Below are 21,904 nucleotides of genomic sequence, written 5' to 3' on the forward strand. Positions count from 1 at the left end.
TCTTGAACCGCGAAGCGCGGTCGCAATAAATAAATTTCTTGTTTAATAATTTTAATCGTCCTAATTTACCGTAACGCTACGGAAGCGCCACAAATTAAATAAGCTCTCGTTTGTCAATTTAATCACTTTAGCGGGAGGGATACGCGCCGGGAATGGCATTACGCGCCGCCGTCCCCGCGCCATGCGTCTCTCTGGCCCAGACTTGATGATTTTCGGCGGCAAGCCTTCGGCTGCCAGCGCCCAGGATATTTGTCCCTTGGCGAGGGCCGCCCCGAAAGACCATGGCAGCACGCCGAGCCTGAATTAATCACCCAGGCGAGGTCGAGCCATGTTGGTTGCATCCGATGTCCAGGTTGGCAATAGGGCCGCCGCGGCCCTGCCCGTCCAAATCATTGGCCATATTCATACAGCGATCGGCTGCGGTACGCTCACGCGAGCCAGTGGCGTCGCCACACAGGCCGTAGCCGGCGCGCCTGTCTACCGGGCTGACGTGATAGAGACTGACGCCGACGGACAGATCACGATTCGCATTGTCGACGGTACTTTCTTCAACATCTCCTGCGACACTCGCCTCGCGCTGAGCGAATTCGTCTTCGACGTCGAAGGCACGCCACCTACAGCCCTGTTCGACGTGACCCGAGGCAGCTTCAGTTTCGTACCAGGTCGGCTGGCAGAAACCGGGTCTCTCCAGCTGAATACGCCAATTGCAGGCATTCGCGCCCGAAGTCACGCGGGCGGTTTCGGAATGCTGACGCTTGCAGCATTGACTTTCTCGGTTGCGGAAAATGCCGAGGCCGCGGACCCGGACGTCACATTCCTGGATGACGACTCCATCACTTACAAGGACCTTGCGCACGGCGCATTTGAGCTCGTGACCAAGGAGCCGATCCCACGGCACATCATCGTCGATGATCCCGGCGAAACGATCATCGTCAAGAAAGTGGGATCCACCATCAGTGTCAATCAGGTCGCGAACTCGGCCGCTCGCATGGACGAGTTGCGCGCCGCACAGCAGGACGTGCTCGCCAATCTGGACGGACAGGGGCCGCATGGCTCGAGCACGCCTCCCTTCGTCAAAACCCAATCGCTGCAGCCGATCAATTTCATTCAGCCCGACGCGCCCTCGCTGCAGAATTTGCTGGCGCCTGTGTCGCCATTCGTCATTCCCGTTTTCGACCCCATACCGCCGACACTCAGCACCGGAGCGGGGCCGACCGAGCTCGATACGGTGGTGTTTGATACATTCACTGCGACGAGCGGAATCTTCGCTGCCAGCAGCACCAGCGGCAGCGCCAAGCTGACCTTTGGCGTCATAGGGGCGACCGCCGGCGAGACGGTCCTCGGCGGAGTGACATACGACCTGTCAAAGCCCGGTCCGTACGGAACGCTCTACGTCAACAGTACGAGCGGCGCCTACACGTTCGTGCCTGACAGCATCGCGATCAACGCGCTGAAGGCGCCCACGACCGACAGTTTCGTCATCGCGGTTTCCGACGGCCTCAGTTCTGCGAGTCAGACGTTCACAGTCACCATCAACGGTGTCGACGACGCTGCAATCATCTCCGGCACCACGACCGGTTCGATCGTCGAGGCTGGCGGCATTGCCAATGGAACGCCCGGCACGCCGATTGCGACCGGCACGCTTTCCGATACCGACGTCGACGACCCACCAAATACATTCACGGCCGTGAGTTCGCCAACGACGAGCACCGGCGGCTATGGCACCTTCACGATGACGGCTGCCGGCGTGTGGACCTACACCGTGGACAATTCGAACCTCGCAGTGCAGAGGCTCAATGCCGGCCAAACGCTAACCGACAGCTTCACGGTGACCACGATCGGAGGCACGCCCCAGGTGGTGACGATCACCATCCAGGGAGCCAGTGATGCAGCGGTCATCTCCGGCGACACGACCGGCGCCGTCATCGAGGCTGGCGGCGTCGCCAGTGCTAACCCCGGCACGCCCATCGCGACCGGCACCCTCACCGATACCGACGTGGACACGATCGCAAATGCATTCACGGCCGTCGGCTCGCCGACGCAGAGCGCCGCCGGCTACGGCACCTTCACCATGACGGCTGCCGGCGTGTGGACCTACACGCTCGACAACGCCAACGCTGCGGTGCAGGCGCTCAATACCGGCGAAACGCTGACCGACACGTTCACGGTGACCACTCTGGATGGAACCGCCCAAGTGGTGACGGTCACCATCCATGGCACCAACGATGCCGCCATCGTTTCCGGCACCACGACCGGTGCGGTGACCGAGGCCGGCGGCGTTGCCAATGCGACACCGGGCAGCCCGAGCGCAACCGGCACGCTGTTTGCCGCCGACGTCGACAATGCGTCCAATACCTTCACTGCGGTGAGTTCGCCCAAGGCAAGCACGAATGGTTATGGCACCTTTACGCTAACCGCCGCCGGCGCGTGGACTTACATGCTCGACAATGCGAGCGGCGCGGTGCAGGCGCTGAATGTCGGGGACACACTCACCGACAGTTTTACTGTCACGACCCTCGACGGCACGCTACAAGTGGTGACGATCACCATTCACGGCAGCAACGACGCGGCCCTCATTTCCGGCACCACGACCGGCTCAGTGACCGAGGCAGGAACCTTCTCGCCCGGCGCTCCCATCGCGACTGGCACGCTGACCGATACCGACGTCGACAACGCGCCGAATACGTTCACCGCGATCTCTTCACCGACCGCGAGCGACGACGGATACGGCACCTTCACGATGACCGCAGCCGGCGCATGGACGTACACCCTCGACAACAACAACAGCGTGGTTGAGGCTCTCGATTCCGGCGACACCCTGACCGACACATTCACGGTGACCGCGATCGACGGTACCACGCAGACGGTGACCGTCGCCATTCATGGCGCCAGTGATGCCGACCCCAACGATTTTGACAACCTGGCCACCGGATCCGTCGTGATCTCCGATCCTCCGAACGTGTACGGAACGCCGGGGAGCGAAACCATCGCCGGCGGCGGCGACACAGGTCAGGTCATCTATGCGGGAGCCGGCAGTGATACGGTCAATGGGACCGGCAAGACGGACGTTCTCTATGGCGGCTCAGGCAATGACACGATCAAGGGCAACGATGGCAATGATGCCATCTACGGCGGCTCGGGAAACGATACGGTAAACGGCAACAACGGCGCCGATACCATAACCGGCGGATTTGGTGCGGACCAACTCACCGGCAGCAATGGCAACGATCGTTTCGCATATTTGTTCGTTGCCGATTCCCGTGCCGGTCAGTTCGACACCCTCACCGACTTCGCATCGGGAGCGGACAGGATCGACCTGACCGCCTTTGGCGCGCTCGGGTTTGCCATCCTGGCGTTGAGCTCAACCAACACGACGGTGCCGCCACATACGATCGCCTGGATCTATGACAGCGCGTCGAACGAAACCATCGTGTACGTCAACTCAACGGACCAGACCCTGCACATCGGCGATTCCAGTCTGCTCGAAATCCATTTGCAGGGGATTGCAACCGTCGATGCCTCGGACTTCATCCTGGCGCCAGCGGCGCCTGTAGTGGCGGTCGCCAGCGAGCTGACCGACCTCACCGCAACTCTGCAGAGTGATGCGGCCGGGGTAATGACGATCACTTCCGAAATCTCGTCCGACTCCGGAAGCGGCGACGGCACGCTCCTCGCAGAGAGTCCGGACATCCAGTCAAGCGAGCCGCTCCACAACCTGGATACGCCTTCGGACCAGATCGAACAAACTGAATATTCGAGCATCTCCAGTTCGGACCCGATGCAAACGCCCTCGACCGAAACACTCCCTATTGTTGCGGTAGCTCCTTCGGGCAGCGGACCGTCTACGATGTCGCAATACGTCGCCGCACCGACGGAGGCCAGTTTTGTCTTCGACCACCTGGCCGGTCCCGACACAGCATTGCTGGCCAAAAGTGGCGCGATTGCTGGCAGCGGCCACATGCCTGACATTGCCATCGCCGCGCTGAATTTTGACCAGAATGCCGCCGAACAGCACGCCGGGCGCGGGCTTGCACCGGGGAACAATGCCGGGAATCACGGCCCCTCGCCTCAAGGAAACGCCGACGAGGCGGCGCATGCCCACGGTCGTGCCAACGATGGAATGGCAGAGGCGACGCTCAATCCGAGCCTTCTGAAGTCGTCGAGCGGAGGCGCCAACCATTCGCTTGCAAGCGAGACGCAGCAGCTCGGCGAGTCGTTCAAGTTCAAGGATAACGCTTCGCAGGGCTCACAGCACAGCGTGGTGCCGGATCATCTAGACCTCGCCGGTCATCCCGGCCACGCTGGAGGATTCCACGGGCTCGAACTGGCGTTCACGCCTGAACCATCTCCGCCCGATGTTGATCCGCCTCATGTCCCAAGTCTGGCTCACGGCCACGGCTTGCACGATCTGATCTTGTGACGCCCCGAGCCAATGGGCTCTTCAGTGTTGCGTCCCGGCGCCATCGGGCGCCGAGGAGCTCTCTTCGCCAAGAGAAGATTGATCATCGTTGCCCGCCTCGCCATCCGGCGGCGCAGCATGCTGATGGCTTAGCGCGGATGTCCATGCGGATGTCATCGCCGCTATGAGCATCCGGTTGACGGCCTCGATGACGCGTTCTGCTGCGGACGAGTAGTTCATGGCCTCCTCCTGCGCTGCCGACTGCGAATGACCGAAGCGTAGGACGGCGCCTTGAGCACCACTGTACGCCACTTCACACCTGCGCGCGTCAAGTCATCGCAGTCCCGGAGGATGCCGCCTGCCCCGGCTGCATCCGCCACGGGATTCTGATTTCCACCTTGACGGGTTGCTGAGCGCGCGCACTCACAACCTTCGGCTCGTTGCGGTTCGCGCGCGACTCTGAATCAGATGTGAATCTCGGCGATGCAAATCGCATTGGTTAGCTCTGGGGGTAATCAATGAGCGGAGAAGCCGGTTGCATTGTGTGTAGCAGAGCAAGAGCGGTCGTCGCGATCGTCCCGATTGCCAGAGGATATGCCCTGAAGACATATGAATGCGCCTGTTGCCACAGCACCCTGCAGCTCGTGACCCGCGTCTCAAAGGCGGCGCTGATCAAGCAGCAGGTCAATATCCTCGCCCAGATGGAGCAGCAGTTGCGCCCGCCTGTTCGCAGGGTGCAACAGGCCTTCGCGAATTAGGCGCACGAGGCATTTCGCTGGGCTTCAGTCGAACGACCGCGCGACAGCGCGCGGATTGAAAGCGCGCTTCTCCTCGAGCCCTCAATTCGGCTTTTGCGTCGGCTTGCCGTCGATCTTGGGCAATTCGCCGGCCGAGGCGGACTGATCGCCGCCGCCATTGGCGCGGCGGGCCATCTCGACGGTCAGCCGCTCGGCGGCTTCCGATGACATCAGACCCAGGATGTCCGACATCTTGCGCGGCGCGATCGCCGAGGCGATCTCGATCAGCACGCCCATTTCGAGCCGGTCGAACACCCGCGCGGCATCCTTGGGCTTCATGCCCTCGTACATGGTCACGAGGCCCTTCATGCGCTGGGCTTCGGCGGCCTTTTGCTCGGCCTGGGTCGCGGAGATGCGGGTTTCCACCGCCTTCATCTCCTCGACCTTGGTCTCGATGCGCTTCTCGGCCGACTTGAGCAGGCTTTCGCGGATGTCGATCTCGCGCTGGCGCGCCTCGATCTCCTGACGCCGCGCCTGCAACCGTTCCAGGATCGCGCGCTCCGCGGCCGAGACCTGCGGCTGCCCCTCGTCGATCTTGACGACGGTGCCACCCTCCATCTTGGTCTCGGGCGCTGCCGGCTTAGGTGCTTCCTTCGGCGCAGGGGTCGAGCCGGTGATGTCGGGATCCTCGCGGCCGGTCGGGAAATTCAGGTTCTCTTCCGCCCAGGATTTCTTGCCCTGGTTCGGCTTGTAGTCGAAGACATAGCCGCCGTTGATCGCAAGGCCCGCCACCTTCAGCGTGGCGAGGCCGGCAACGGCGACCAGGACGACGGGAATGACGCGGATATTACGAAATGACTTCATACCCAGGCTTCATGCGGCAAGGCCGTTGGATCGTCGGCGCTCGGAGAAGGCTTCGGCGGCCGCCGCCACCGCCTTCGCGGACGACGGCATGGGCGCGGGCGCGGCGACCGTCTCCGGATTGGTGACGGGACGCGCGGCGATCGCGATCTTGGACAGGCGCCGCACCACGTTGTCGGCCTCGCCGAGCTGCTTGTAGAGCTGATCCGACATCTGCGTCGCGGCGGCGAGCTGGCTGCCGAGGTTCTCGTTGACGTCGCGCACGGCGAGCTTCAGCCCGCCGATCGCGCGCTCGGCGATCTCGGTCGCGGTGATCAGCTCGGCGATGACGGCCTTCAGCGAATGCTCGTCCGCCTTCAGCCGCCTCAAGCGCTTGTTGAGCGTGAAGCAGTAGACGATCGTCAGCATCAGCAGGATAGCCACCAACGTCTCGATCGCCATTCCCAGGGAGTGGTTCATGGGGCCTCCATCATCTTGTTCTGCTCGTCCACCTTCTCGAACATCGCAAGTGTCGTACTTGGCTTGCGCAAGGGTTTCGTCACACGGATCGCGACGCGGTCGCCGACCCGGCCCATCCGCCCCTCGGTCAGCGTGACGTCGCCGCAACGCACGGTGACGTTGGCGTCGGCGCGCATGTCGAGCGGCAGCGTGTCGCCCACCTTGAGCCGCATCAGCTGCTTGAGCGGAATGTCGGCCTCGTAGAGCACGGCGTCGACGGCGATCTCGGCCTGCACGATCTCGGTGGCGAAGTGGCCCTCCCAGACCGGGTCGCGGCCGAACTTTTCGCCCATGAACATCTGGAGCAGGACGCCCCGGATCGGCTCGATGGTCGCGTAAGGCAGCAGCAGCTCGATGTTGCCGCCGCGGTCTTCCATGTCGATGCGCAGGCGCACCAGGATCGCGGCGTTGGCGGGACGGCTGATCGCGGCGAAACGCGGATTGGTCTCGAGCCGGTCGATCGAGAAGGTCACCGGCGACAGCGGCCGGAACGCCTGCTCGGCGTCGGCCAGCACCACCTCGACCAGCCGCTTGACCAGCTCGGTCTCGATCGTGGTGTAGGGCCGGCCCTCGATGCGCAGCTGGCTGGTGCCGCGGCGGCCGCCGAGCAGCACGTCGATCATCGAATAGATCAGGTTGGAATCGACCGTCGCCATGCCGAAGTTCTCCCACTCCTCGGCCTTGAAGACGGTGAGGACGGCGGGCAGCGGGATCGAGTTCATGTAATCGCCGAAGCGCACCGAGGTGATGCGGTCGAGCGAGACTTCGACGTTGTCGGAGGTGAAATTGCGCAAGGAGGTCGTCATCAACCGCACCAGGCGGTCGAAGACGATTTCGAGCATCGGCAGGCGCTCGTAGGAGACCATCGCCGAATCGATGATCGCGCGAATGCCGGAATGGTCGTCGAGCGTGACGTCACCGACGGTGAAGCCGAGGAGATTGTCGATCTCCTCCTGGGACAACACCCGCTCGCCGGAATTCTTGCCGGTGCCGAGATCGCGGCTGCCGTCCTCGACCATGGCGGCCCATTGCAGGGCCATCGTCTCCGATAGCTCGTTCTCGGCGGCAGCCTTTGCCGCCTCGGCGGGATCCTCGCTATCGAGCGAGGCCTCCCACTGGGCGGCAATTGCATCCTGGTCGACTTGGTCGTTGCCCGCCATGATCCCTAGTCCGTCATGCTCACTGGACCACGACTTCCTTGAACAGCACGGCGCTGACCTGGATCGGGGCGACCGCCGCGTTGACGCGCTTGGTCAGCTCCTCCTTGAGGCGGAAGATGCCGGCCGAACCGTTGAGGTCGGACGGGCGCAGCTCGCGCACATAGGTCTGGAAGATGTCGGTGACGCGCGGCATCGTCGGCTTGATCGCCTCGATCTGCTTCTCTTCCTTCAGCTCCAGCACGATCTTCAACCGCAGATATTGCACGCGCTCGCCGGGCGAACCGGCGAGGTTGACCATCAGGTCGGGAACGTCGACGAAGGCCGGCGGCTTCGGCGGCGGCGCGGCCTCGGCATGATGCTCATCGCCGCTATGACGGAAGAAGAAGAACCAGGTCGCAGCACCGCCGCCGAGCACGGCGAGCGCGCCGACGACCATGATGATGAGCTTGAGCTTGTTCTTCGGCGGAGCGGCTTCCGCGCCCTCGGCGGCTGCGCCGCCTTCCTCGTTCTCTGCCATGGTTGCCGCGCCCGTTCATCTCTCAAAGGGGTCGAAAGAGCGAAGCCTCCTGGCAGACAATGACGCGATACGAATGCCCCAGCGCAATGCGCTCCTCTGATGCGCAAACGCTACGGCAATAATGGTTAACGGAATCTTTCGATTGGGCCGCCGCTAGGAAAAATCTGCCGGGCAAACATGGCTAACAGAACCTTTCTGCCGCCTGCTCGCGCCCCTCGAAAGTCGCCAACACATTGAAGTTACGTGATTTTCCTGATTGGCACGGCTTTCGCTGAGACAGGCCCGAGACCGCACGGCTTGGGAGAGCCCGACGGTCTCGGTCACGGGGTCCGCCAAGGCGCTTGGGAGAGCGAAATGGCAGATCCGCTCAGGGGAGATTTCCGATGCAGAACGCGCGTCTGATCGGCTTGTCACGGCAGATGACGTTGGAACGGCAGATGGATGTCATCGCCAACAACGTCGCCAATGCCAACACCAACGGCTTCAAGTCCGATCATTCGCTGTTCGAGGAATATCTGAACTCGAACGCGCGTGAGGACAATTTCATCGGCCGCGACCGCCGGGTCTCCTATGTCCAGGACCGCGGCACCTTCCGCAACATCAGCCAGGGGCCGCTGGAGCCGACCAACAATCCGCTCGACATGGCGATTAACGGCGGCGCCTATTTCGCGGTGCAGGCCAACGGCGGCGAGTTCTATACCCGCGACGGCAAGTTCTCGCTCAATAGCACCGGCCAGCTCGTCACCGCCGACGGCAATCTCGTGCTCGGCAATGCCGGCCCGATCACGTTTCAGCCGACCGACCACGACATCAACGTCGCGCCCGACGGCACCGTCACGGTGCTCGAGGGCACGGCGCGAACCGACTCGATCCGCGGCAAGATCCGCATGGTGTCGTTCGACGATCCGGCCAAGCTGACCAAGCTCGGCGCCAATCTCTATGCCGCTGGCTCGGCGAACCAGCAGCCCGACACCAAGTCCGCCCTGCAGCAGGGCTATGTCGAGAAGTCGAACGTGAATGCGGTCGGCGAGATGACCCGCATGGTCGAGGTGATGCGCAGCTACGCCGCGGTCGCCAACCTGCTGCAGCAGCAGAGCGACCTCCACAAATCGGCGATCGAGAAGCTCGCCGACGCTCCGGCCTGATTGAAGGAGAACTGAGATGCAGGCGCTTCACACCGCAGCGACCGGAATGGCGGCACAGGAACTCAACGTTCAGGTGATCTCCAACAACATCGCCAACCTCCGCACCACCGGCTTCAAGAAGCAGACGGCGGCGTTCCAAGACCTGATCTACGAGCACGTCCGCCGCGTCGGCGCCCAGTCGTCGGACCAGGGCACCATCCTGCCGGTCGGCGTCGACATCGGCGGCGGCGTCAAGACCGTCGGCACGCCGCGCAGCATGACGCAAGGCACGCTGTCGCAGACCGGCAACGACCTCGACCTCGCCATCTCGGGCGAGGGCTTCTTCAAGATCCTGATGCCCGACGGCACCTTCCAGTACACCCGCGACGGCACCTTCCAGATGGACAATCAGGGCCGCGTCGTCACCGCGCAGGGCAATCCGGTGCAGCCCACCATCACCATTCCCAACAACGCCTCGGGCATCTCCGTGAGCGAGCAGGGCCAGGTCTCGGTGACGTTGCCGGGCTCAACCACCTCCTCGATCGTCGGCCAGATCGGCGTCACGCGCTTCATCAACAAGGCGGGCCTGCAGCCGGTCGGCAACAACCAGTTCACCGAGACGCCCTCGTCCGGCGCGCCGCAGGACGGCACCGCGAACACCGAAGGCTACGGCAAGCTCACGCAAGGCAGCCTGGAGCAGGCCAATGTCGACGTCGTCTCGGAGATGAGCGACCTGATCGCCGCCCAGCGCGCCTACGAGATGAACGCCAAGGTGATCAGCGCCGCCGACCAGATGATGCAATCGACCACGGCGCTGTTCCGCTGAGGTGATGACGATGATCCGCGCCACCCTCGCCGCCATCTCCATCCTTCTCGCGCTGGCCTTGCCGGCAGCGGCCGCCAACGATTTCATCGCCGCGCCGACGCTGCGCGCGAGCGTCACCGTGACCTCGGACGTGGTGCGGATCGGCGATCTCATCGACAACGCCGGATCGGCCGCGCTGATCCCGGTCTACCGCTCGCCCGATCTCGGCACCACCGGCACGCTGACGGTCGGCCAGGTGCTGTCGGTGCTGCGGGCCAAACAGGTGATCGGCGTCATGACCGGGGACATCAAGGAGGTCCAGGTCACCCGCCTCGCCCGCACGCTCGCGAGCAAGGATATCGAGAACGCCGTCGCCGCGGCGCTCGAGCGCCGCTTCGGCCTCGGAGACGCCGCCAACATCACCATCACGTTCGACCGCAGCGTCGCCGAGATGCGGCTGGACGCCTCCAACAGCGGCGCGCTGCAGCCGGTCGCAACCCGCTATGATGCCCGCAGCGGCCGTTTCGACATCGCCTTCGAGATTGCCAACGACGGCAATGCCGCGCCGACCAAGCTGCGCTTCACCGGCACCGCGATCGAGACGGTGGAGGTCGCCGTGCTGACCCGCGACATCGACCGCGCCGAGCTTCTGAAATCTTCCGACCTGTCGTTGGAGCGCCGGCCGAAGGCCGAGGTCACCGGCGAGCCTGCCTCGCGCGACCGCAGCATCGGCATGCAGCTGCGCCGAGCAATGCGCGCGGGCACGCCGATCCGCGCAGCCGACCTCGTCAGGCCCGACTTCGTGGTGCGCGACCAGGCGGTCACCATCATCTACCAGGTGCCCGGCCTTTATCTCACCACGCGCGGCAAGGCGATCGAGAGCGGCGCCGAGGGCGATACCGTCAGCGTGCTCAATCTGCACTCCAAGCGCACGCTGACCGGCATCGTGACCGGCCGCGGCCAGATCACGGTGCAGGGCGCCAGCCAGTCCGCACCGATGGCACCGGCGGTCGAGCAGACCTCGTCGGTCAAGCGCGACCCCGTGCCGGCGGCCGCTGCCCTGGCGCAGAGCCTGGTCCAGGCACCCGCGTCCGCAGCCGAGATCGCCCAAGCCCAGATTCCGCAAGTTCGCCTCTCGCAAGCTCCAGCCAAGTCAGAGTAGATTCATGTCCACGTTCAGTTCGGCCTCCCGCCTTCGTCGCATCGCGATCTCTGCCCTGCTGCTGGCGACTTGCGCATTGGCGAGCGGCTGCTCCTCGATCGACCGCCTGTCGCAGATCGGCGAGCAGCCGAAGCTGTCGGCGATCGACAACCCGACGACGCAGCCCGGCTACAAGCCGGTGCAGATGCCCATGCCGAAGCCCGAGGTCGCCTCCTACAATCCGAACTCGCTGTGGCGCAACGGCAGCCGCGCCTTCTTCAAGGACCAGCGCGCCCGCCAGGTCGGCGATCTCCTGACGGTGGCCGTGAACATCACCGACAAGGCCAACATCGAGAACGACACCTCGCGCAGCCGCAGCAACAAGGAAGATTCCGGGATCACGGACTTCATCGGCTCCCAGACGATCACTCAGGCCAACAAGATCCTCCCCGGCCGCATTCTGACCGCCGACTCGACCTCCTCGAGCGAGGGCAAGGGCAGCGTCGACCGCAAGGAAGCTTTGCAGACCAACGTCGCCGCGGTGGTGACCCAGGTGCTGCCGAACGGCAATTTGGTGGTCGAAGGCAAGCAGGAGATCCGCGTCAACTTCGAAATTCGCGAGCTGATCGTCGCCGGCATCGTCCGCCCCGAAGACATCCAGAGCGACAACACCATCGACTCCACCAAGATCGCCCAGGCCCGCATCGCCTATGGCGGCCGCGGCCAGATCACCGACGTGCAGCAGCCGCGCTACGGCCAGCAGGTCATGGACGTGCTGCTGCCCTTCTAAGCGCCTTCAAGAGCTCCCACATCGTGCTCGCGAACTAAAGGCGCGAACGACGATGTACTACGCGGCCCTCGCTAGCTCCCCTGGCGAGGGCCGCATGTATTTTGCCTGCGCCGCCGAAGCGGCGCAGGCTTCTCTCACAGCAGCATGATCCCGCGTGCTTGCGCCCATCGCTGGAGGATCTTGCACTCCTCGGCAAACGGCGGACGGTTCGCAAACCCGCGAACCTGAACCGCCCTGGAACGGGTATCAAGCTCGATGGTCAGCAGCCGCTGGACGTCACCCGAGGCACGGCGACGGAGCGACCAGATCGAGGCATGCCCGGCAATGCACTTTGTCGCGTAAGTGGCGACGCAGTGACGCATGCCCCGCGTCTCAGCCACGAGATCGGCTGCGGTCCGCAACTGGACCACGACATATTCTTCGCGCTTGGCGCGGTCCTTGGACGACTTGGTCCATGACCAGTCCGCGATCGCTGCACCGGGCCAACGGTCCTCGCTCTGCTCGGGGCCTGCTGCCAGCCCCCGCGCACGGTTTCGCGCCGCCTCGGCGCGACGGCGTGCGGCCTCGATACGAGCAATCGCATCGAGATCGCGATGCCATTCGCGCATCTGCCGCCCAAGCGAGATCAGTGAACGCCCCTTGAGGGTGTACTCTGGATCACGCCGGTGGCAATCGGCGAGGTAGCCATGGAAGTCATCCATGTCCTCGACCGTGGTGGCATGCGCGCAGAAGAAACGCACCACCTTACGCCAGAAGCGATGCTCAGCGCGCTGCGTCTGCGTGATCCTGGTGCGCGCGATCCGCATCGCAACAGCGGGATCGGTCGCATAGGAACGCGCAATCGCCTGCCAGATCGCAGCCTCGAAGCCGACCTTCCCCAACGGATTGAGGAAGGCATGGACCTCCTTGCGAGACAGCCATTCGGCCGCACCGGCAGCGTAGAGCGAACCGCCGCCGGCCGCCACGACATACCATCGCTTGCGCAACATGATCTCGTCGCGGCTCAGTCCCGCGCTGTCGATCCAGATCTGCTCCAGATGCTCAGCGACAGGATAGCGCGCAAAGAGATAGCGGGCGGCGCCAAGACGAAGACGCGCCGCGTCGCGAGTTTTCAGCTGCGGCTTCCATGCCGAAGCATCGCGAAGGACGTTCGCCTCGAAGCCACGCCTGGCCTCTTTGATCGCGTTCTCGAAATCCGGTGGAGGACGCGTCCGCTGCGACACATGCCGCAGCGACAGCTCGTAGGCTTCAACCCGCGCGCGCTCGGCCTCCCGCCGGCGCTGAATCAATGACTGTGCCATTGTCGTTCAACATGATTGGATGACTGTCAGCCGGACGCACTGAGAGCGTCGGCACGGAATGTGTCGATCGCCACAAAGTACTCACGGCTGGTCTCCTCAATTTTGAACGCGCAGGTTGAATGGGACGGGGCTCATAGACCCGATTGCCGGCGGGCGCAAGATGCCTTTGTCGGGATGTGTCAGAAGCTGCGTACTGCGAGGCAGGTCCGCGACATTATTGCAACGCCGCGACAGCACACTCCGCCATTGCGAGCGCAGCGACTTGTCCACCGAAGCCTTGGCGAAGGCGGAAGCAATCCAGAATCCCTCAACGGAGACAGACTGGATTGCTTCGTCGCGAGGGCTCCTCGCAACGACAGAAAAATGAAGGCAGAAGCGTGTGCCCCGTCATCGTCCGCGAAGGCGGACGATCCAGTATTCCGAGACGTCAGTGGTTAAATCGATTCTGCGCGGCGTACTGGATTCCCCGCCTTCGCGGGGAATGACTGCGGACAGGACCAATGACCAATACCCCTCACGTAAACTCCGCCTCCACCACGCCGAGCCCGTCCAGCTCCATCCGCACCTTGTCGCCGGCCTTCAGCCACAGCGTCTTCACCAGGCTGCCGGTGAGCACGAGCTGCCCGGCGTGCAGCCCCTTGCCTTCGGCGGCGAGATGGTTGGCCAGCCAGGCGAGTGCGTTATGGGGATGGCCGAGCACGTCGGCGCCGGTGCCGTGGCTGACCTCCTCGCCGTTGACGATGGCGCGGCCCTTGACCGCCTTGAGGTCCGGCACCGACGAGCGCGGGACCGATGGGCCCAGCACGCAGCCGGCGGCGAAGAAATCGTCGGCGATCAGGGTCGGCGCGCCCATCGTCTCCCATTTCACGTAGCGATCGTCGACGATCTCGATCGCGGGGTGATAGGACTCGACCGCCTCGCCGACCCATTCGGCCGTGAAGGGCGCTTCGCCGGCGGCAAGGTCCCGCTTCAGCCGCACCGCGATCTCGCATTCGACCCCGACCCGGACATAATTGGAGGCGGCGAGCTTGGCGCCGCTGTCATGGACGCCCTTCTGGAACACGCCGCCGCCGCAAGGGTGCGGGATGCCGATATAGTCCTGCATCACCTGGCTGGTGCAGCCGATCTTGTAGCCGACGAGCGGACCGACATGCGGCAGCAGCAGATCGTGCAGGGTGCGCTGGATCTGATAGCCCTCGGCTTCGTCCGCAGGGGGCCGCTCCAGCGCCGCGAGCGGGGCGTGGTTGCGACGCGCCAGCGCGATCGCCTGTGCGGCTTCGAGAATCTTGTCCATCGGCGCCGCCTCCCACGCTACGCAGTCGCAGGGCGGCACTTCAGCATCCCCGCTCCGGCCTGACAAGCGCGGGCGGCATGCCCTCACCCCTTGACGAGGCCGAGCCGGATCAGGCTCTCGGCGGTCGCAAGGATCGCCTCCTCGTTGGAGCGGGCCTGCCAGCCGAGCAGCGACTTGGCCTTGGCGCTGGTGGAATGCCTGATCATTCCGAGCATCGGCACGACCGCACGCAGCAGCGGAATCCGGCGCGCGGCCAGCCGCCCCAGCCAGTCCGGCGCCTGGAGCCGCGGAACCCGGCGCGCCCGCGGCCCGAGTTCCCGCCGCAGCACGCGGGCGATGTCGAGGATCGACATCGTCTCGCCGGAGACCGCGATGAAACGCTCGCCCTTCGCCTCCGGCGCAGTCATCGCCCGCAGGTGCAGCTCGGCGACGTCGCGGACGTCGACCACGCCGAAATAGACCCGCGGCACGGCCGGCATGGCGCCGTCGAGCAGCGATCTGACGATCTCGATCGAGCCGGAAAAGTCCGGCCCCAGCACGGGCCCGAAAATGCCGGCGGGGTTGATCACCGACAGCTCCAGCCCATTCCCCTCGCCCGCGACGAAATCCCAAGCCGCCCGCTCGGCCAGCGTCTTGGACTTGACGTAGGGTTGGCCGTCGACACCGGCGAGATTGGTCCATTCGGTCTCATCGAACGGCTTGTCGCGCGGCGGATGGCCATAGCCGATCGCGCCCAGCGACGAGGTGATGACGACTCTCTTGACACCGGCCGCGCGCGCGGCCCGGAGCACCCGGATCGTTCCGTCGCGGGCGGGGATGATCATCTCGTTCTCGTCCGTCGGGACGGTGGTCGAGAGCGGGGACGCCACGTGGAGAACGTAGTCGCAGCCCGCGACCGCCGCCTCCCAGCCGTCGTCCCGGGTCAGATCGGCGGTGACGAAGGCCACGCTCTCGGGCGTCGCCGCCCCGCCCTCGCGCAGCATGGCGAGCACATCGGCCCGGCGCTCCGGCCGTCGCACCGTCGTCCGCACGGCATGGCCGGCGGCCAGAAGTTGCAGGACGACATGGATGCCGACGAAGCCCGACCCGCCGGTGACCAGAACAGTGCTCATGACCCGCATTCCCCTCAAACTGGAGATCCTGTTTGCGCTGATGAACGGCGCGGTTCGTTTCAGCGCCTTGCGTCGATCGGCGGCATCACCCAGCACATGCTGACCACGCAGCTGCGCGAGCTCGAGCTTTTAAGGAAATATTGAGCTGGCCCAGGCTTAATGGGGATACCCGGCTTGGGACGTCGCAGCAGGCCTGATTGCAGCGATGCTTGATGCAGCTGGATCAGCGTCTCAACTTCAGAGTCGATCTCGTTGATGCGACTCGCAAAATCTCCCGCACCTGAAGTGAAGGCTGTTTCTCATCCGAACTCACGTGAGCTCGGAGCAATCCGGTCTAGCCCGTTGATCGCGATTCACTTTTCGCGATCGCGCTGTCGCCATGGTGGGCGCGACGGCAAGCTGTGGGCAATATGCGGAGCATGGCGCGAAATGGCGCCCTGCGTCCAAAAACAAAGAGCCGCATCTCTGCGGCTCGGACCTTATTCGTCGCGATAGACCTTCTCGCGTTTCTCGTGGCGCTCCTGCGCTTCCACCGAGAGCGTCGCGATGGGCCGGGCCTCGAGCCGCTTCAACGAGATCGGCTCGCCGGTTTCCTCGCAATAGCCGTAGGTGTTGTCCTCGATACGCTGGAGCGCGGCATCGATCTTGGCGATCAATTTGCGCTGGCGGTCGCGGGCGCGGAGTTCGATGGCACGGTCGGTTTCGGACGAGGCCCGATCGGCGAGATCGGGGTGGTTCACGTTCTCCTCCTGCAGAGCCTGCAGGGTGAGCTTGGATTCTTTGAGGATCTCATCCTTCCAGGCGAGGAGCTTCAAACGGAAGTACTCCTTCTGCCGGTCGTTCATGAAAGGCTCTTTGTCGGTCGGTCGGTAGTTTTTCAACTTTTCCAAGGGAGGCCTATCTTCTTAAGCAACGACTCGCGGACGGACCGGGGTCCGTTGAGCCGGGCCTTATATAGTGGCCTCCCGTGACAGACAATATTTCCCTCACCGCCCGATCCGCGCCCCCAAGCCCTTGCACAGGAAGGTTTATCCTTGAGGGCTTGGAGGCAGCTGGCCGCCCTTAATAGCCGACCGTGAAGCGCTGCTTCAGGTGGGCCGGCTTTTCGATCTCGTCGGCGAGCGCAATGGCGTAGTCGGCGAAGGTGATCCAGCTCTTGCCGTTCGCATCTGCGAGAAGCTGGTCGGTCCCGAGCCGGAACTTGCCGGTGCGCTCCCCCTCCTCGAACAGCGCCGAGGGCGAGATGAAGGTCCAGTTCAGGTCCTTTTCCTGCCGCAGCAGGTCCAGGAAGGCCGAGCCCGCCTCCGCTTCGGCCTTGTATTGGGCCGGAAAATTGGGAGTCGTGACCAGCTTCACGCCCGGGGCAACCTCGAGGCTCCCGGCGCCGCCCACCACGAGGTAGCGACCGACCTTGGAGTCCTTCGCCGCACCGATCAGCTTGAGCGGATCACTGGCCAGGAAGTGCACGGTACTCACGGCGACGTCGTGACCGGCCCACAGCTTGGCGAGGCCCGCCTGGTCGAGCACATCCCCCTTGGTTGGCGTGACGTTCGGCAGGGCCGCAATCTTTTCCGGGTTCCGGGCGATGGCCGTGACCGTGTGGCCGCGGCGGGACAGTTCCCTGGTGATCTCCGACCCCGCCCGGCCCGAGGCACCGGCGACTGCGATTTTCATGGAAGGCTCCTTTGCTTCTATGGTAACTGACAGAGACTAGATATCGCAAAGAATGCTGGTGTTAAGAGAGCACTTTGTGCTTACCTGATTACGCTGAGGTAACTGATCGCGTACAACCGGCACGCGGATGCCAAGCAACGGTATGGATTTCCGAGAACCGACGATGAAACCCGACGTCTACGCAGCGAACTGCCCCACCCGCCAAATCCTCGATCGCGTCGGCGACAAATGGGCGGTGCTGATCCTCTTGCTCCTGCGCGAGGAGCCGATGCGCTTCAATCAATTGCGCCGCACGATTGAAGGCATCTCGCAGAAGATGCTGAGCCAGGTGCTCAAGTCGCTCGAACGCGACGGCCTGATCAGGCGCCGCGCCATCGCGACCGTGCCAGTGACGGTGGAATATTCGATCACCCAGCTCGGCCTGACACTGGCGGCGGCTGTGGATCCCTTACGCGATTGGGCCGAGCAAAATCTGAAAGACGTGCTCGCCGCCCAGCGCCGCTATGATGCGCAGTTGAAGGAGGAAGCGGCGTAAGAGCCTCCGTGACTACGCCTGCCCGGCCTTCGCCAGTTCGACCTCGACCCGCAGCTCGATCTCGGAGAGCACCGCATCGAGACCGGCATCGCCTGAGGACGATTTCAGGTGGGCCGCCGCATCACGCAGCCGCATCACGGTCGAGGCGTCGAGATTGCCGGACAACAGGCCCATCTTGAGATCGTCGAGCACGTCGAGCGCAGTCCTGCCGCGGGCGACCGAGCGCTTGCGGCGCTCGACCGGATCCTCCTCGACACCCTGCAACGCTAGCAGCGCATCGATGTTGGCGGCCGCCTTCGGTGCGGCAGCGCTCCGCGTCTCCTGCGCAGATGAGGTGTCGGGCAGCACGAAACTGCCGGAGCCCGTCCGCTTGGCCTGGCTGGCCGGCGTGCCAAGCGTCGTACCGTTCGGTCCGTAGATGCGCATCGGAAAGAATCCGGGTGATCGATGCCTCACCTTCGCTGTCTTATGGTTAACGGTGCGTAAACGGCCCGGCAAAATCTGCCGACAGGCGGCAGTTTCGCTCCCCAGGGCGAACGAGTGCTGACAGCGGACGCAACAGATTTATTCAAGCTATTCAGCCACCTAGCTCGCCACCAGGCGTTGGCACAGCGCTCGCAAGGAAAGCGCCGGACCAGCTCGTCATGGGAGTGTCGTGCAAGTCCTGTCCGATTTGAGGAGCCTTTTCTAGGGGCCTTGGGGAGCAGAGATGCCAGGCGTTCGTTGGGTGAGGATTGTTGGGTTGGCCTGCGCCGCGCTGTCGGCGCTGGCGCTGTCGGTCACCTCGGCGGCGGCGACCTCGCGCATCAAGGACCTCGCCAATATCGAGGGCGTGCGGCAGAACCAGCTCATCGGTTATGGCCTCGTCGTCGGCCTCAACGGCACCGGCGACACGCTCAACAACATCCCCTTCACCAAGCAGTCGCTGCAGGCGATGCTCGAGCGCATGGGCGTCAATATCCGCGGCGCCACCATCCGCACCGGCAACGTCGCCGCCGTCATGGTCACGGGCAACCTGCCGGCCTTCGCCACCCAGGGCACGCGCATGGACGTCACCGTGTCCGCGCTCGGCGACGCCAAGAATCTCCAGGGCGGCACACTGCTGGTCACCCCCCTGCTCGGCGCCGACGGCAACGTCTATGCGGTGGCGCAGGGCTCGCTCGCGATCTCCGGCTTCCAGGCCGAGGGCGAGGCCGCCAAGATCGTGCGCGGCGTGCCGACGGTAGGACGCATCGCCAACGGCGCCATCATCGAGCGCGAGATCGAGTTCGCGCTCAACCGGCTGCCGAACGTCCGCCTGGCGCTGCGCAATCCCGACTTCACCACCGCCAAGCGCATCGCGGCGGCAATCAACGACTATCTCGGCGTCAAGACCGCCGAGCCGATCGATCCCTCGACGGTGCAGCTGTCGATCCCGCCCGAGTTCAAGGGCAACGTCGTCGCTTTCCTCACCGAGATCGAGCAGCTCCAGGTCGACCCTGATCTCGCCGCCAAGATCGTCATCGACGAACGCAGCGGCATCATCGTGATGGGCCGCGACGTCCGCGTCGCCACCGTCGCGGTGGCGCAGGGCAACCTCACGGTCACCATCTCCGAGAGCCCGCAAGTGAGCCAGCCCAATCCGCTGTCACGCGGCCGCACCGTGGTCGCGCCGCGCAGCAGCGTCACCGTCACCGAGGACGGCAAGAAACTGGCGCTCGTCAAGGACGGCGTCTCGCTCCAGCAGCTCGTCGACGGCCTCAACGGCCTCGGCATCGGCCCCCGCGACATGATCAGCATCCTCCAGGCGATCAAGGCCGCCGGCGCCATCGAAGCCGACATCGAGGTGATGTGATGCAGACCAGCGCGATCAACACCCCGCGCCTCGCCACCAGTTCGGCCTTCTCGGTCGAGAGCCGGAACGGCCGGCCGGACTTCGAGCTCGCCGCGGCGCTGCAAAAGGTCTCGCCGCAGCAACAGGCCAAGGCCCAGAAGACCGCCACCGACTTCGAGGCAATGTTCCTCAACAGCATGTTCGCGCAGATGACCTCGGGCCTGAAAGGCGAAGGCCCGTTCGGCGACACGCCCGGCACCGGCGTATGGCGCTCGATGCTGACCGAGCAATATTCCAAGAACTTCGCCCAGGCCGGCGGCGTCGGCATCGCCAGCGACGTCTACCGTACCCTCATCCTGCAGCAGGCGAAAACGATCCGCACGGCATAAGGTCAAACGAGATGAACCATTTCAACGCCTCACGTCAGCCGATGCAGGCCCAGCGCCCGGGCAGCGCGCCCGTCAGCAGCGAGGCGCGCAAGCTCGCCGAAGGCCTAATGGACGCGATGAGCGCCCTGCTCGGATTGATCGAGCGCGAGACAGAGCTCGTCCGCGCCGGCAAGGTCCGCGAGGCGATGACGCTCGAGGGCAAGAAGCAGGAATTGTCGCGCAGCTACGTCAGCGCAGTCGGCCAGCTGAAGGCAAACCAGGACCAGCTCGCGAAGTCCGCGCCGGAGCTCCTCTCGACGCTGCATCGCCACCACGATGCGTTCCGCGCGATGCTCCAGGTCAATCTCACCGTGCTCGCGACCGCGCACGCGGTTTCCGAAAGCGTCGTGCGCGGCGTCAACGCCGAGATCCAGAAGCGCAACGTGCCGAACACCTATACCGCCGCCGGGCGCAGCGCAGCGCCAGGTCCGCGCCATATCACGCCGCTTGCGGTCAGCCGCTCGCTCTGAGCAGCGCGAGAACAACCGACAATTTTAAGAAAAACCGCGCGGCGATGGCGTCGCGCGGTTAGGCACGTTTCCTTACCGGGTGTTCAGTCCTGGTGTTCCATGCTTGCGTGACTAGAGGGGTTGGGATTTGACTCACGTAAGGCAACCAGGAGGCTGCCATGAGTACAGATTTCAGCATCAGGCCGGTGGGGATCCCGGCCCCCGTGCAGATCGTACCGACGTCGAATTCGGCGGCGAACGAGGCTGTGCAAACTGATCTTCCGGTGAGGCAAACGGTCGCCGCGAGCGATACGAGCGCGCCGGTGCGCAATGATTTGCCGAACCACGAGAACATCTCGCGCCAGGTCGTGTTCGACCAGGCGGCCGCGTCCTTCGTCTTTCAGGTCGTCAACGACAAGACCGACACGGTGGTGAACCAGTTCCCTGACGAGGCGATGCTCCGCCGGCGTGCCTATTTCCACGCACTGGACATGAAGTCCGAGCCCTCGCGTCCGCTCAGCACGGATCTCAGCGCCTAACGATCACGCGATCGATGCCGATGTTTCTGCTCTGCGTCTGGCCGTCATCGGTCAGCGCGGAGTTCGCGTGCCGAGGCAAGACCACTGGCCGCGATCAGCTCCTGCCTAAATTGCGAGTTTCGCCGATGTGCTCGTGATGCGACCATCACGAATTCCGTCACGGCCGTCCGGACAGCCCTGCCGCGATATTGCGGTTGATCTCGATCAGCGGACGGAAGTGATCGAACTGCGGGCTCATCTGCAGCGCGGCGGTCTGGCTCAACACGAACACGCTGATGTTGGCGATCTTCTGCCGGACGTCGATCGGCTGCGGATTGCTGTCGCGCATCGCCTCGCTCAGGAAGATGGTCCAGAGCTTGCGGTTGAACATCAGGGCCTGCATGGTCTGCTCGCTGAGCGGATCGGCGTTGTTCACCGCGTCCTGGAGCTTGTTGGCGGCCTTGAGCAGAGTCTGCGCCTCGATGTCGCGAGGAGATGCGGTGGTGGTTGCAACACGCGCATAAGCCGAGGCAGCGGAATTCGACATCAATCACACCCTGGAGGTTACCTAGCGCGTTGTACGCGCTTAAGGATTTCTTTCCCAACCCTAGGCAGCACCGCTTAAGATTTGCTTACGTATCGTGCTTGGAAGTACTCCGCAGAATTACGGGGCACGGAGTCCTTCGTCAGCGCAACGCTAGATCTACGCACGCACGATGTAAACTCGCCTGGCGTGATGCGCGTCGAT

Annotated in this window: 23 protein-coding genes; 11 read left to right on the forward strand and 12 right to left on the reverse strand. The window is 64.1% G+C overall.

Annotated features, from left to right (window positions below; all coding sequences use genetic code 11):
• Positions 1-328 precede the first annotated feature (328 nt).
• Positions 329-4,420, forward strand: a complete 4,092-nt coding sequence (locus I6F36_RS05560; RefSeq protein ID WP_225171071.1) for a VCBS domain-containing protein — start codon at positions 329-331, stop codon at positions 4,418-4,420.
• A 21-nt stretch (positions 4,421-4,441) separates the two neighbouring features.
• Here I6F36_RS05560 and I6F36_RS05565 read toward each other — a convergent pair whose 3' ends face one another.
• The gene (locus tag I6F36_RS05565) at positions 4,442-4,639 is read right to left on the reverse strand and encodes a hypothetical protein (RefSeq protein WP_074448248.1); all 198 of its coding nucleotides are present in this window, start codon (positions 4,637-4,639) and stop codon (positions 4,442-4,444) included.
• Positions 4,640-4,917: 278 nt separating this feature from the next.
• Here I6F36_RS05565 and I6F36_RS05570 point away from each other — a divergent pair, with 278 nt between their 5' ends.
• Entirely contained in the window at positions 4,918-5,157 is a 240-nt protein-coding gene (locus I6F36_RS05570; protein WP_036013084.1) for a hypothetical protein, read from the forward strand.
• Between the two features lie 81 nt (positions 5,158-5,238).
• Here the strand turns inward: I6F36_RS05570 and I6F36_RS05575 are convergent, their stop codons facing one another.
• The 4 genes from I6F36_RS05575 to fliL are packed head-to-tail and all read right to left on the reverse strand — an operon-like array spanning position 5,239 to position 8,172.
• Complete coding sequence (locus I6F36_RS05575) at positions 5,239-6,000, reverse strand: MotE family protein (protein WP_036013086.1); 762 nt, start codon at positions 5,998-6,000, stop codon at positions 5,239-5,241.
• Positions 6,001-6,009: 9 nt separating this feature from the next.
• Entirely contained in the window at positions 6,010-6,456 is a 447-nt protein-coding gene (locus tag I6F36_RS05580; RefSeq protein WP_225171072.1) for a DUF6468 domain-containing protein, read from the reverse strand.
• Positions 6,453-7,655 carry a flagellar motor switch protein FliM gene (gene fliM, locus I6F36_RS05585; RefSeq protein WP_036027916.1) on the reverse strand — a complete coding sequence of 401 codons (1,203 nt, stop codon included), beginning with the start codon at positions 7,653-7,655 and terminating at the stop codon, positions 6,453-6,455. The genes I6F36_RS05580 and fliM overlap by 4 nt, the downstream gene beginning before the upstream one ends.
• Before the next feature lie 19 nt (positions 7,656-7,674).
• Positions 7,675-8,172, reverse strand: a complete 498-nt coding sequence (gene fliL, locus I6F36_RS05590) for a flagellar basal body-associated protein FliL (RefSeq protein ID WP_036013096.1) — start codon at positions 8,170-8,172, stop codon at positions 7,675-7,677.
• A 383-nt stretch (positions 8,173-8,555) separates the two neighbouring features.
• Here fliL and flgF point away from each other — a divergent pair, with 383 nt between their 5' ends.
• Genes flgF through flgH form a run of 4 tightly spaced genes read left to right on the forward strand, consistent with a single transcriptional unit; the run spans position 8,556 to position 12,032 of the window.
• Complete coding sequence (flgF, locus tag I6F36_RS05595) at positions 8,556-9,317, forward strand: flagellar basal-body rod protein FlgF (protein ID WP_225171073.1); 762 nt, start codon at positions 8,556-8,558, stop codon at positions 9,315-9,317.
• A 16-nt stretch (positions 9,318-9,333) separates the two neighbouring features.
• A complete protein-coding gene (gene flgG / locus I6F36_RS05600) occupies positions 9,334-10,122 on the forward strand; it encodes a flagellar basal-body rod protein FlgG (protein ID WP_036013098.1) in 789 nt (262 codons plus the stop codon).
• A 10-nt stretch (positions 10,123-10,132) separates the two neighbouring features.
• Complete coding sequence (gene flgA, locus I6F36_RS05605; RefSeq protein ID WP_225132775.1) at positions 10,133-11,263, forward strand: flagellar basal body P-ring formation chaperone FlgA; 1,131 nt, start codon at positions 10,133-10,135, stop codon at positions 11,261-11,263.
• A gap of 4 nt (positions 11,264-11,267) precedes the next feature.
• Entirely contained in the window at positions 11,268-12,032 is a 765-nt protein-coding gene (flgH, locus tag I6F36_RS05610; RefSeq protein WP_025037386.1) for a flagellar basal body L-ring protein FlgH, read from the forward strand.
• A gap of 134 nt (positions 12,033-12,166) precedes the next feature.
• Here flgH and I6F36_RS05615 read toward each other — a convergent pair whose 3' ends face one another.
• The 5 genes from I6F36_RS05615 to I6F36_RS05635 form a co-directional block, all read right to left on the reverse strand.
• The gene (locus tag I6F36_RS05615; protein WP_225171074.1) at positions 12,167-13,333 is read right to left on the reverse strand and encodes a PcfJ domain-containing protein; all 1,167 of its coding nucleotides are present in this window, start codon (positions 13,331-13,333) and stop codon (positions 12,167-12,169) included.
• Between the two features lie 514 nt (positions 13,334-13,847).
• The gene (locus I6F36_RS05620; RefSeq protein ID WP_225171075.1) at positions 13,848-14,627 is read right to left on the reverse strand and encodes a 2-keto-4-pentenoate hydratase; all 780 of its coding nucleotides are present in this window, start codon (positions 14,625-14,627) and stop codon (positions 13,848-13,850) included.
• An 83-nt stretch (positions 14,628-14,710) separates the two neighbouring features.
• Positions 14,711-15,739 (reverse strand): aldehyde reductase, encoded by a 1,029-nt coding sequence (locus I6F36_RS05625; RefSeq protein WP_225171076.1) that lies wholly within the window; start codon positions 15,737-15,739, stop codon positions 14,711-14,713.
• A gap of 479 nt (positions 15,740-16,218) precedes the next feature.
• A complete protein-coding gene (gene dksA / locus I6F36_RS05630) occupies positions 16,219-16,584 on the reverse strand; it encodes an RNA polymerase-binding protein DksA (RefSeq protein WP_085966600.1) in 366 nt (121 codons plus the stop codon).
• Positions 16,585-16,801: 217 nt separating this feature from the next.
• Positions 16,802-17,413, reverse strand: coding sequence for an NAD(P)-dependent oxidoreductase (locus tag I6F36_RS05635; protein ID WP_225132778.1), 612 nt, complete (start codon positions 17,411-17,413; stop codon positions 16,802-16,804).
• Between the two features lie 163 nt (positions 17,414-17,576).
• On the opposite strand from I6F36_RS05635, the gene I6F36_RS05640 reads away from it, so the two are divergent.
• A complete protein-coding gene (locus tag I6F36_RS05640) occupies positions 17,577-17,948 on the forward strand; it encodes a helix-turn-helix domain-containing protein (protein WP_025037390.1) in 372 nt (123 codons plus the stop codon).
• A 12-nt stretch (positions 17,949-17,960) separates the two neighbouring features.
• Here I6F36_RS05640 and I6F36_RS05645 read toward each other — a convergent pair whose 3' ends face one another.
• Positions 17,961-18,374, reverse strand: a complete 414-nt coding sequence (locus tag I6F36_RS05645; protein ID WP_036027923.1) for a flagellar assembly protein FliX — start codon at positions 18,372-18,374, stop codon at positions 17,961-17,963.
• A gap of 283 nt (positions 18,375-18,657) precedes the next feature.
• On the opposite strand from I6F36_RS05645, the gene I6F36_RS05650 reads away from it, so the two are divergent.
• The 4 genes from I6F36_RS05650 (at position 18,658) to I6F36_RS05665 (ending at position 21,177) form a co-directional block, all read left to right on the forward strand.
• A complete protein-coding gene (locus tag I6F36_RS05650) occupies positions 18,658-19,782 on the forward strand; it encodes a flagellar basal body P-ring protein FlgI (RefSeq protein ID WP_036027924.1) in 1,125 nt (374 codons plus the stop codon).
• Entirely contained in the window at positions 19,782-20,150 is a 369-nt protein-coding gene (flgJ, locus tag I6F36_RS05655; protein WP_036013115.1) for a flagellar assembly peptidoglycan hydrolase FlgJ, read from the forward strand. The genes I6F36_RS05650 and flgJ overlap by 1 nt, the downstream gene beginning before the upstream one ends.
• Before the next feature lie 11 nt (positions 20,151-20,161).
• Positions 20,162-20,659, forward strand: a complete 498-nt coding sequence (locus I6F36_RS05660) for a hypothetical protein (RefSeq protein ID WP_036013118.1) — start codon at positions 20,162-20,164, stop codon at positions 20,657-20,659.
• Between the two features lie 158 nt (positions 20,660-20,817).
• Positions 20,818-21,177, forward strand: a complete 360-nt coding sequence (locus I6F36_RS05665) for a hypothetical protein (RefSeq protein WP_036027927.1) — start codon at positions 20,818-20,820, stop codon at positions 21,175-21,177.
• Positions 21,178-21,334: 157 nt separating this feature from the next.
• Here the strand turns inward: I6F36_RS05665 and flaF are convergent, their stop codons facing one another.
• A complete protein-coding gene (gene flaF / locus I6F36_RS05670) occupies positions 21,335-21,703 on the reverse strand; it encodes a flagellar biosynthesis regulator FlaF (RefSeq protein WP_018642830.1) in 369 nt (122 codons plus the stop codon).
• Positions 21,704-21,904: the final 201 nt, after the last annotated feature.

The organism is Bradyrhizobium sp. BRP19 (assembly GCF_020194195.1).
Classification (GTDB): Bacteria; Pseudomonadota; Alphaproteobacteria; order Rhizobiales; family Xanthobacteraceae; genus Bradyrhizobium; species Bradyrhizobium yuanmingense.

Coding starts and splice junctions, on each gene's coding strand:
- I6F36_RS05560 (WP_225171071.1), top strand. CDS start 329: ATGTTGGTTGCATCCGATGTCCAGGTTGGCAATAGGGCCGCCGCGGCC.
- I6F36_RS05565 (WP_074448248.1), bottom strand. CDS start 4,639: ATGAACTACTCGTCCGCAGCAGAACGCGTCATCGAGGCCGTCAACCGG.
- I6F36_RS05570 (WP_036013084.1), top strand. CDS start 4,918: ATGAGCGGAGAAGCCGGTTGCATTGTGTGTAGCAGAGCAAGAGCGGTC.
- I6F36_RS05575 (WP_036013086.1), bottom strand. CDS start 6,000: ATGAAGTCATTTCGTAATATCCGCGTCATTCCCGTCGTCCTGGTCGCC.
- I6F36_RS05580 (WP_225171072.1), bottom strand. CDS start 6,456: ATGAACCACTCCCTGGGAATGGCGATCGAGACGTTGGTGGCTATCCTG.
- fliM (WP_036027916.1), bottom strand. CDS start 7,655: ATGGCGGGCAACGACCAAGTCGACCAGGATGCAATTGCCGCCCAGTGG.
- fliL (WP_036013096.1), bottom strand. CDS start 8,172: ATGGCAGAGAACGAGGAAGGCGGCGCAGCCGCCGAGGGCGCGGAAGCC.
- flgF (WP_225171073.1), top strand. CDS start 8,556: ATGCAGAACGCGCGTCTGATCGGCTTGTCACGGCAGATGACGTTGGAA.
- flgG (WP_036013098.1), top strand. CDS start 9,334: ATGCAGGCGCTTCACACCGCAGCGACCGGAATGGCGGCACAGGAACTC.
- flgA (WP_225132775.1), top strand. CDS start 10,133: ATGATCCGCGCCACCCTCGCCGCCATCTCCATCCTTCTCGCGCTGGCC.
- flgH (WP_025037386.1), top strand. CDS start 11,268: ATGTCCACGTTCAGTTCGGCCTCCCGCCTTCGTCGCATCGCGATCTCT.
- I6F36_RS05615 (WP_225171074.1), bottom strand. CDS start 13,333: ATGGCACAGTCATTGATTCAGCGCCGGCGGGAGGCCGAGCGCGCGCGG.
- I6F36_RS05620 (WP_225171075.1), bottom strand. CDS start 14,627: ATGGACAAGATTCTCGAAGCCGCACAGGCGATCGCGCTGGCGCGTCGC.
- I6F36_RS05625 (WP_225171076.1), bottom strand. CDS start 15,739: ATGAGCACTGTTCTGGTCACCGGCGGGTCGGGCTTCGTCGGCATCCAT.
- dksA (WP_085966600.1), bottom strand. CDS start 16,584: ATGAACGACCGGCAGAAGGAGTACTTCCGTTTGAAGCTCCTCGCCTGG.
- I6F36_RS05635 (WP_225132778.1), bottom strand. CDS start 17,413: ATGAAAATCGCAGTCGCCGGTGCCTCGGGCCGGGCGGGGTCGGAGATC.
- I6F36_RS05640 (WP_025037390.1), top strand. CDS start 17,577: ATGAAACCCGACGTCTACGCAGCGAACTGCCCCACCCGCCAAATCCTC.
- I6F36_RS05645 (WP_036027923.1), bottom strand. CDS start 18,374: ATGCGCATCTACGGACCGAACGGTACGACGCTTGGCACGCCGGCCAGC.
- I6F36_RS05650 (WP_036027924.1), top strand. CDS start 18,658: ATGCCAGGCGTTCGTTGGGTGAGGATTGTTGGGTTGGCCTGCGCCGCG.
- flgJ (WP_036013115.1), top strand. CDS start 19,782: ATGCAGACCAGCGCGATCAACACCCCGCGCCTCGCCACCAGTTCGGCC.
- I6F36_RS05660 (WP_036013118.1), top strand. CDS start 20,162: ATGAACCATTTCAACGCCTCACGTCAGCCGATGCAGGCCCAGCGCCCG.
- I6F36_RS05665 (WP_036027927.1), top strand. CDS start 20,818: ATGAGTACAGATTTCAGCATCAGGCCGGTGGGGATCCCGGCCCCCGTG.
- flaF (WP_018642830.1), bottom strand. CDS start 21,703: ATGTCGAATTCCGCTGCCTCGGCTTATGCGCGTGTTGCAACCACCACC.